Annotated in this window: 3 protein-coding genes; all 3 read left to right on the forward strand. The window is 64.5% G+C overall.

The window, feature by feature from the left end:
• The first annotated feature begins 295 nt into the window (after positions 1-295).
• Positions 296-1045, forward strand: a complete 750-nt coding sequence (locus ACXJL8_RS37855; RefSeq protein WP_456620230.1) for a YdcF family protein — start codon at positions 296-298, stop codon at positions 1043-1045.
• Positions 1046-1099: 54 nt separating this feature from the next.
• A complete protein-coding gene (locus ACXJL8_RS37860) occupies positions 1100-1882 on the forward strand; it encodes a DUF169 domain-containing protein (protein WP_456620209.1) in 783 nt (260 codons plus the stop codon).
• A gap of 12 nt (positions 1883-1894) precedes the next feature.
• A partial coding sequence (locus ACXJL8_RS37865; protein WP_456686694.1) for a saccharopine dehydrogenase family protein occupies positions 1895-3026 on the forward strand: 1132 nt, incomplete at its 3' end.

The raw sequence follows: 3026 nt of genomic DNA on the forward strand, positions 1-3026 counted from the left end.
GGCTTGAGCCTGGCTTCGAAGAAGCCCCAGTGGCAGGTTTCAGGGCTTGAATGCAGGTGGTGATGGGTCATTGGCCGCCTTCGGTCGGTTTCATCTGAACTCGCCATGAGAACTTGCGATATGAGAACCTGCGATGCCCGGGCTTGACCAGGCAATCGATCCTCTTCCAAGAAGATTTCTGAAGATGGACCGGCGGGTCAAGCCCGCGCGCGACAAGCTCGACCATTCCAGCGAGGCTCCCCTGCTTTTTGTCCTCTCCAAGACCCTCGGCGCCGCGGTGCTGCCGATCAACTTCATGATCGAGCTCGGGATCGTCTCGGTCGTTCTGATGGCGACGCGCTTTGCCGCGTTCGGCCGCAAGCTCGCCGTGGCCACGCTGATCCTGCTGGCGCTCGCCGCGTTTTCGCCGCTCGGCAATCTCCTGCTCTATCCCCTGGAGTCGCGCTTTCCGCCGTGGGATCCGTCGCGCGGTGCGCCCGATGGCATCATTGTGCTCGGCGGCTCCGTCGACACCGACCTGTCCGCGGCGCATCGCACGCCGGTCGTGTCCCATGCGGCCGATCGCCTGTTCGCGCCGGCCGAGCTGGCGCGCCGTTATCCGAATGCGCGCATCGTTTTTACCGGAGGCAGCGCGAACCTGGTCTCGACAGACGCCAGGGAAGCCGACTACTCCGCGCCGATCCTGGAAAATCTCGGTATCCCGAAGGAGCGCCTGATCCTGGAGCGGAACTCCCGCAACACCTATGAGAATGCCATCTTCACGAAACCGCTGGTGACGCCGAAGGCGGGCGAGCGCTGGCTTCTGGTCACCTCGGCCTTCCACATGCCGCGTTCGATGGGAATCTTCCGCAAGGCCGGATTTGAGGTCGAGGCCTATCCCGTGGACTGGCGGATGGGCGGACGTGACGATCTTTTTTCGTTCACCAATGTGGGCGCGGACGGGCTCGGCCGAACCGAAATTGCCGTACGCGAATGGATCGGCCTCGTGGCTTACCGCCTGATGGGCAGGACGGGCGAGTTGCTTCCGGGACCGGCCAAGGACTAGAACGAGAGCCGCAAAACAAGAACAGCGGCGTAATCGCCGGCCCGGAGGACGCCAATGCAGCAGCAGAGCGCAGACAGGATCGATCTTGCCGGCCTCGTTGCCGATCTCAACAGCCTGTTGCGGCTGAAGACGACGGTGATCGGCATGAAGCTGTTCGCACGCGCCGCGGAGATGGAGGCGATCCCGAAGATCAGGCGGCCGAACGCGATCCACACCACCGACCAGATCGTCAGCATGGCTGCACGTTTGGGCTGGACCGTCGGCATCACCGCCGACGATCTCGTAGGTAGCCAGTGCCGCGCGGTGATCGGGCTCGCGCCGCAAGATGAAAAATGGCTCGCCGGTGAAAACTATGTCGGCGTCTGGCACGGCACGGCGGAGGATGCGCGCAAGCGCCAGGAGGCGCTCGACGTGGTGCCGTTCGGCCAGTACCAGGCGCTCGCGGTCAGCCCGCTCGCGAGCGGCCGGCTCGATCCGCCCGATATCTGCCTCGTCTACGCCACGCCGGGGCAGATGATCATCCTGATCAACGGCCTGCAATATACCGGCTACAAGAAGTTCGAATGGGGGGTGGTCGGTGAGACCGCTTGTGCGGATTCCTGGGGGCGGGCGCTCAAGAGCGGCGAGCCCAGCCTGTCCTTGCCATGCTATGCCGAACGGCGCTATGGCGGCGTGCCGGACGAGGAGATGCTGATGGCGCTGAAGCCTGAGCATCTCGCCAAGGCAATCGATGGCATGAAGGCGCTGGCCAGGAACGGCCTGCGCTATCCGATCCCACCCTATGGTATTCAAAGCGACGTCCGTGCCGGCATGGGCGTGAGCTACGCGAAGAAGTAAAGGCCGCCCGTTATGAGCTCTACGAAATTCGACATCGTCGTCTACGGCGCGACCGGCTTCACCGGCCAGCTCGTCGCCGAATATCTGACTGCGCACTACAAGGACGACCATCAACTCAAATGGGCGATGGCGGGCCGCAGCCTCGGCAAGCTGAAATCGGTCCGCGATGCGATCGGTGCGCCGGGGAACACGCCGCTGATCGTGGCGGATGCGTCGGATGCGGCCTCGCTGAAGGCGATGGCGGAGCAGACCATGTCGGTGATCACCACCGTTGGCCCGTATCAGTTCTATGGTGAGGAACTGCTCGCGGCCTGCGTGGCCACGGGCACGGATTATTTCGATCTCTGCGGCGAGCCGGTGTGGATGCGGCAGATGATCGACAAGTACGAGGCGGAAGCCAAGGCGAGCGGCGCCCGCATCGTGTTTTCGTGCGGCTACGATTCCGTGCCGTTCGAGCTTGGTACGTTCTTCGTGCAGGAGGAGGCCAGGCGTGTATTCGGTGCGCCGGCCCCGCGCGTGAAGGGGCGGGTGCGCGACATGCGCGGCACGCTCTCAGGCGGCACCGCCGCGAGCGCGAAGGCGACCTTCGATGCGGTGGCCAAGGATCTCAGCCTCGTCGCCATTCTCAACGATCACTTTGCGCTGACGCCCGGGTTCACCGGCCCGAAGCAGCCGAAGGGCAACAGGGCGGCCTTCGAGGAGGACCTGCAATCCTGGGCCGCGCCGTTCATGATGGCGCTGATCAACACGCGCAACGTGCACCGCTCCAACATGCTGATGGGATTCCCTTACGGCCAGGAGTTCGTCTACGACGAGATGGTCCTGACCGGCCCAGGCGAGAAGGGCGAGGCCAACGCGAAGCGCGTGATGGCCGTGAATGCCGAGAAGACCGGCCCGAACGCGCCGAAGCCGGGCGAGGGGCCGTCGAAGGAGGAGCGCGAGAACGGTCTCTTCGACCTGCTCTATGTCGCGATCGCGCCCGACGGCCGCCAGGTCCGCGCCGGCGTCACCGGCGACCGCGATCCGGGCTACGGTTCGACCTCGAAGATGATCTCCGAATGCGCGATCTGCATGTTGCGCGACGCGACCGATGTCCCGGCCGGCTTCTGGACCCCGGGCGCGGCGATGCAGCACAAGCTGATCA

The organism is Bradyrhizobium sp. P5_C11_2 (genome assembly GCF_054049755.1).